Raw genomic sequence first — 6,231 nt, 5'->3', positions numbered from 1 at the left:
GATATTCTGCTCCATAACCTCCCCCATGGCGCCTTCCCATACAGTAAGATTTGTCCATTCTTCCCCATCAGGCACGCTCTTACAACTCTTTTTCAAGAGTATCATTATGTCATGCTCTAAACATTTTACCAGAACCTCTTAAACCTGATATCAAGCGAGTTTGTGCTCTTTTTGTTTTGGTACAGATAAAGGAAGAAGATAAAAGAACAAACACCGACATATATTTTGAAAAAACCAACGCAAATAGCACGGATAAAAGCATTCACGTTAAACATAAATCATATGTTAAAAAAATTCTAACAGCATTTCATTTTAACCACAAAGACAAAGATGGCACTTTTTCCTTTTGAAGCATTTTATTTTTCGTTCACTCTTCCTCATCGGTTTTTTGAGGAGGTGGAGGCAAAACATATGCCCCAGACAGCCAACGGTTCAGATCGATTGCACGACACCGTGATGAACAAAAAGGGTAAGAATCCTGCTGAGACATTTTTCCACATTCTGGACAGGGGCGCGATGGACGCAAATTATTTTGTAAGGGCGGCTGATATATTTCTGCTTTTTTTCCGTCTTTTTTGCGCTGTTTCATTGTTTTTCAAGGTACCTTTTTCTGTAAAGTTTTGTTTTTTTCCTTTACCCATTAAATTTTCGCCCACTTTGTCTTATTCACCTTCACTGAAATTTTCGCACCAATGATTAAGCAATGGATACTGATAAGTCATTAAGAGATCCATTGTTTCAGCCAAAGGGAGTCCCACAACATTGGAATAAGACCCTATTATATTTGTCACGAAAGCCCCGGCTTTTCCTTGAATTGCGTACCCTCCGGCTTTTCCTTGCCATTCTCCAGAAGCCACATAAGCCTCTATCATTGTTTTGGTTAACCGTTTAAACCGCACAGAACTTTCAACTAACTTGATCTTTTTTTTTCCACACTCATTCAAGAGACAGATAGCACTATATACCTTATGGGCTCTCCCTGAAAGAAAACGCAAACATTCGTATGCTTCATCTTCTCCCTCTGCTTTAGGGAAAATGACACGCCCCACTGCCACTACTGTATCTGCAGCTAAAATTAAATATTTTTTTGATGACGGTTCTTTTGCATTATTTTTCTGATCTCTTAACCAATTTTCCTGTGCTGCGAGGGCTTTTGTTTTTGCGAGACGCTTTGCTAAATTTGCTGGATGCTCTCTTGATTTTGGTGTTTCATCAATATTGGTTGCATAAACAAATTCTGGTTCAACACCTATTTGTGCGAGAAGCATTAAACGCCGCGGAGAAGCAGAAGCAAGAACCAAATTGATATCCATAATAGAACCCCTTTCGCCAATTTTGAGTGCATGCACTTTTGTCCCAACGTCCCCGTTTTATTTAAATTATTTTTTTCACACCTCTATATTTTGTAGTGCACTTGAAGCGTTTTTCTTTGACCTTATTTTTCACAAGCATTCACTTCTGCAATAACGCTTCCCAATTTTGGGTTAATTTTTGATACAGAATTTTTCCTTTTGATGGTTATTTATAGCGATATGTAATTCGTCCTTTTGATAAATCATAAGGGGTCATTTCCACCATAATTTTATCGCCGACTAAGACACGAATACGATTTTTTCGCATTCTTCCAGCGGTATGGGCAATAATTTCATGATCATTTTCTAATTTCACCCGAAACATTGCATTTGGTAAAAGTTCTGTAACAATTCCAGAAAATTCCAGTACTTCTTCTTTAGACATAAAGAGCGATTTCCTTTTATAGTATATGTCGTTGATTTTATATGATAAGTTAACGTTCTTTTTCCATATCTTATTTTTTTGATTTTGTGAACAAGGATTTAAGAGAGAAAGAGAGATTTTCTTTATATACTGTTTGTGAGCGTATTTTCACTCTTTATTTTTTCTTCTCTTGATTTTTCCTTCATTTCATATGATCACCCGTTCATAAAAAACAAAAACCGGTTCTGAGATAATCACTGTACTTTTTTGTGATTTTTCTTCTCAACGAAGCCAGTATTTTATGCTTTATTTTATGTTTTTTTCTTTAAAGATTGAACTTAAAAATTTGTTTTCTCATCTTAAGGAGAGTAAAATTGACTCATTAACTTTGCAAAAAAGCAACAAAACTTTTAAAAGCAATTGAATCGCCCTTTGATAATATCAAAAGACAAAGCGCCCAGTGAGAGAGAATGAAGCCTCTTGCAGAATGAAAAGGACATTAAATGGCTGAAAAATTGTATGACGTAGCACTTTTAATGGGCAGCCAATCAGATTGGCATACCATGCGCCATAGCTCAGATATTTTAACTCACCTTGGCATTTCTCATCTGACGCAGATCATTTCGGCGCATCGCACTCCTGAGCGACTTTATCAATTTGCGAGAGGAGCAAAAGCTTCTGGCTTTAAAGTTCTGATTGCTGGCGCTGGGGGAGCAGCGCATCTTCCTGGTATGTTAGCGTCTCTTACTCCTTTACCTGTTTTTGGTGTTCCGATTCACTCTCAAGCTTTATCGGGTCAAGATTCTTTGCTTTCGATTGTACAAATGCCAGCGGGTGTACCGGTTGGTACTTTAGCAATTGGCAAAGCAGGAGCGATTAATGCCGCTCTTTTATCCGCAGCAGTCCTTGCGGTTCATGATGATGCTTTATCCGAACGTTTACAGCACTGGCGCAAAGAACAAACAACCAGCGTAGCAATAACGCCAGCGATGGAAAGTGAGGATATCTCATGATAATACTCTTTTATCCGAACATTTACAGCAACAACACTGACGCAAAGAACAAACAGCCAGCGAAGCAATAACTTTAACGATGGAAAGTAAAGATGTCTCATTATTCTGAAGACTTATGTTCTGACAAAACTATTGGCCTTCTTGGAGGCGGTCAATTAGCACGAATGTTAGCAATTGCAGCAGCAGAATTTGGCTTTAAAACACTTGTTCTGAGTCCTGAGATTGATTGTCCAGCATCTCATATTAGCACAGAGCATATTCTTGCTTCGTGTGACGATCAAACGGCATTAACGCATCTTCTTTCTGTTTGCAATGTGATAACCTATGAGTTTGAAAATCTTCCTTTGCAAACAGCACAATATATTGAACAAAAAAGTTATCTTTATCCCTCTTCTCAAATTTTGGCGATTTCGCAAGATCGCGTTCTTGAGAAACAATTTCTGAACACCCATGGAATTCAAACGGCTAAATGGTATGCGGTTCATGACCGAAATTCTCTTATTGAGGGTTTATCAGCCTTGGGAGGAAGTGGTCTTTTGAAGACACGCTGTTTTGGTTATGATGGCAAGCATCAAATTGGTCTTCATCATCCGAGTGAAGAAATCATCGATAAGGCGTTAATTGCACTTAATCATCAACCTCTCATTTTAGAAGAGATTGTCCCCTTTTTATTTGAAATATCTGTTGTATCAGCATCAAATCCTCAAAAAGAATATGCTTTTTATGATTGCTGTGAAAATCAGCATAAGAGTGGCATTCTTTATAAAACCTTAGTACCTTCACAAGCTTCACCACTGCTTCAAAAAACAGCACAAGAGATTAACGCTAAGATTATGGACATTCTTGATTATGTTGGTGTTCTTTGTGTTGAATTTTTTGTTTTAGCCGATGGAAGTCTTTTGGTTAACGAATTAGCGCCTCGTGTACATAATTCGGGTCACTGGACACAAAAAGCATGCATCACTTCACAATTTGAACAGCATATCCGTGCTATTTGTTCTCTTCCTCTAGGGGATACCTCACGCCATAGCAATTGTGAAATGACAAATCTTCTTGGTACGAATTTGAAAGATTATCAAAATTTTTTACAGCAAAAATCAACGTCAGTCCATTTATATGGCAAAACTCTTGTCAAACCAGAACGCAAAATGGGCCATGTCATTCAATTAACGGGACCAGCAACAAAAACTTCCCACGCAAAAGAATAAAGAACTCAACAGGTTCCCTTCAGAAAAGAAAGAGTGTACTTTTAAAACCTCTCTCTTCCCCTACCACAACACTCTCCTGCTCCTAAGAACTCTCCGCACGCAACACCTCACTTTCCCGCTTTCTCCATTTTAGGCCCTTCTTCCTTTATCAAAGGGCATCAATCCTGAAGAAGCATTCTCTCCCCCTATCAAACATATCGCTAAAGGTAAAGTGTACTTGACAAAAAGAGGACTTCCTGCTATGAATCCACCGTTTTCATTTACCCATTATGGTGGAAAATTTCAGTATTTTTCACGACAGAAGTGGAAATGTTTTTATAATATCTTATGTCTCAAGAGCAGAGTTTTTTTATCTTAAGAAAGCGATTTTTGCTTGAACTATATATAAACGGTAATGATGATGAAAATTAAAAATTCGCTCAAAGCACTCAAAGAACGTCACCGTAACAATCGGTTGGTTCGCCGTAAAGGTCGTGTTTATATTTTGAATAAAACAAATCCGCGTTTTAGAGCCCGTCAGGGATAATGGGTTTAAAAGACAGGTTTCTGATTTCTGCTGTTTTTGTGTGGGCATTTATTTGTTATGTTCATTTAAGGTCTTTTGTTTTTTTAAAAGGTTTTATTTTTTTCTGTTCAAATTTCTTAAGACAGCAGAGTATATTTCTTTTATTTTTCAGCGTTTTTTTTTCTCTCTCTCCCAGTTATGGACAAAACCCTCCTTCTTCCCCGTTTGAAGAAGCACCTTCTCCACAATCTCTTTTACCTTTAGAGGATATAATTCCTGATTTTCCTTCGGAACGGTCTGACAGTTCTCCCTTGTCAAATCCTCACTCGGGGACAATTCTTCTTGAAGATTATGCATTGCCGCCTCATGCACATCAATCTCTTGCAAGTGATCGTAAAGAACAAGAGATTGTACGCCTTCTCAAAGAATTGAAATATTGTTCTAATGTTAAGGAAGCGAAGAATCTTAGTCGTCAACTTCAGCGTTTATGGTCACGCTCGGGCAGTGAAACTATTGACCTTTTAATGATCTGGGCCGAACAAAGCATTGTAGCATCAGATTATAACGCTGCTCTTGATAGGATTGATTCTGTGATTGCTCTTGCTCCGACCTATGCTGAACCTTGGGTAAAACGTGCTTGGCTTCATATTCAATTGAGTGATTTTAAGCTTGCGATGTTTGATTTATTCCAGGCTCTCACGCTTGAACCTCGGCATTACATAGCCTTTATTGAGCTTGGCATCATTATGGAAGAGACGAATCGTCCTCATCTTGCGATCAAGGCTTATGAAACAGCTCTTTCTTTTTATCCACAAATGGAGTTTCTTCATCAGCGCCTTGATTTTCTTGTATCCCAACACGCAGATCAAGAAGTTTAGAGATTTATGAGAAATCATTTTTTCTCTAGCCGAAAAGCTAAAACTCTTTTATAATGGTTGAAGGTGTTCTGCACTTCGCGACAGGAAATAACATATTCCTGAGGCCTTATTGATTTCCAAGGGAGCTGTCCCTGAAAGAGCTCGTGGGCTTTTTCACACGGTGCCCACCTAGTATACTAGGCACTCGGAATCAACTTTTTCCATCGGTTGTTGCGGTTCACCTTTTTGTATTTGTTTGCGCTTCGGCTATTGTTTAACCTGATTGACACAATTCTCTAACCCCATTGATGAGCAATGCCCCATTTTCCTGAAAGCACCTCTTCTTCTTTATCGGTTCGCAATTCTTTGCGCCACTGGGGTTTATCACAACGGGAGCATTTATCCTTACAGGACCGTTCTATTTTTTCGCATCGCGCCTGTTCTCATGCAGCAGAGTATCTTGACAAAAAAGTGAATAATCTTTCAGGGATTATTTTTGCTGGTTATTGGCCTATTCGTTCGGAGATTGATCCTCGTCCCTTATTTGATTTTATCACATCACGAGGGGGTCATTTGGCTTTACCGTCAATTATTGATCATACGACGATGGTTTTTCGCCGTTTTTCGCATGAAAGTGAATTAGAGCGGATGCATTTTGGCATTCTTTGCCCGAGTTCTAAACAGGCTGTTGTTTTGCCACATTTTATTTTTGTTCCTCTTTCTGCTTTTGACCATCAAGGTCATCGACTTGGGTATGGAGCAGGCTACTATGACCGGATCGTTGAAAATTTCTGCACCCAAGATCACCCTGTCCATTTATTTGGTTTTGGTTTTTCGTGCCAAGAAGCTGCTTTTATTCCTCCGAGAACAGAGGATCTTCTTTTGCAGGGTATTTTTACAGAAAAGGGTTTTCTTGCATTTTAAAGTGTGAT

8 protein-coding genes and 1 other RNA gene are annotated in these 6,231 nt (G+C 38.7%); 6 read left to right on the top strand and 3 right to left on the bottom strand.

Features of this window, described 5'->3' with window-relative positions; translation table 11 throughout:
- Nucleotides 1–367: 367 nt before the first annotated feature.
- The 3 genes from yacG to infA form a co-directional block, all read right to left on the bottom strand.
- Nucleotides 368–589, bottom strand: a complete 222-nt coding sequence (gene yacG, locus O99_RS04590; RefSeq protein WP_035006595.1) for a DNA gyrase inhibitor YacG — start codon at nt 587–589, stop codon at nt 368–370.
- Nucleotides 590–662: 73 nt separating this feature from the next.
- On the bottom strand, nt 663–1,313 hold the full coding sequence (locus O99_RS04585; protein ID WP_051668864.1) for a Maf family nucleotide pyrophosphatase: 651 nt from the start codon (nt 1,311–1,313) through the stop codon (nt 663–665).
- 205 nt (nt 1,314–1,518) lie between these two features.
- Nucleotides 1,519–1,737: a translation initiation factor IF-1 gene (infA, locus tag O99_RS04580; RefSeq protein ID WP_013545481.1), complete on the bottom strand. Its 219-nt coding sequence runs from the start codon at nt 1,735–1,737 to the stop codon at nt 1,519–1,521.
- Nucleotides 1,738–2,219: 482 nt separating this feature from the next.
- On the opposite strand from infA, the gene purE reads away from it, so the two are divergent.
- The 6 genes from purE (at nt 2,220) to O99_RS04555 (ending at nt 6,223) form a co-directional block, all read left to right on the top strand.
- Entirely contained in the window at nt 2,220–2,729 is a 510-nt protein-coding gene (gene purE, locus O99_RS04575) for a 5-(carboxyamino)imidazole ribonucleotide mutase (RefSeq protein ID WP_035006593.1), read from the top strand.
- Nucleotides 2,730–2,821: 92 nt separating this feature from the next.
- Nucleotides 2,822–3,937, top strand: a complete 1,116-nt coding sequence (locus O99_RS04570; protein ID WP_035006592.1) for a 5-(carboxyamino)imidazole ribonucleotide synthase — start codon at nt 2,822–2,824, stop codon at nt 3,935–3,937.
- A gap of 400 nt (nt 3,938–4,337) precedes the next feature.
- Nucleotides 4,338–4,463 carry a type B 50S ribosomal protein L36 gene (ykgO, locus tag O99_RS04565; RefSeq protein ID WP_004863016.1) on the top strand — a complete coding sequence of 42 codons (126 nt, stop codon included), beginning with the start codon at nt 4,338–4,340 and terminating at the stop codon, nt 4,461–4,463.
- Nucleotides 4,463–5,320, top strand: a complete 858-nt coding sequence (locus tag O99_RS04560) for a tetratricopeptide repeat protein (RefSeq protein WP_174377793.1) — start codon at nt 4,463–4,465, stop codon at nt 5,318–5,320. The genes ykgO and O99_RS04560 overlap by 1 nt, the downstream gene beginning before the upstream one ends.
- Nucleotides 5,321–5,382: 62 nt before the next feature.
- Nucleotides 5,383–5,543, top strand: a non-coding RNA gene (ssrS, locus tag O99_RS06775) — 6S RNA.
- A 71-nt stretch (nt 5,544–5,614) separates the two neighbouring features.
- Nucleotides 5,615–6,223, top strand: a complete 609-nt coding sequence (locus O99_RS04555; RefSeq protein ID WP_035006591.1) for a 5-formyltetrahydrofolate cyclo-ligase — start codon at nt 5,615–5,617, stop codon at nt 6,221–6,223.
- Nucleotides 6,224–6,231 lie beyond the last annotated feature (8 nt).

It is taken from the genome of Bartonella rochalimae ATCC BAA-1498 (genome assembly GCF_000706645.1).
GTDB classification, from domain to species: domain Bacteria; phylum Pseudomonadota; class Alphaproteobacteria; order Rhizobiales; family Rhizobiaceae; genus Bartonella; species Bartonella rochalimae.
This window is presented reverse-complemented; position numbering and strand designations above follow the sequence as displayed.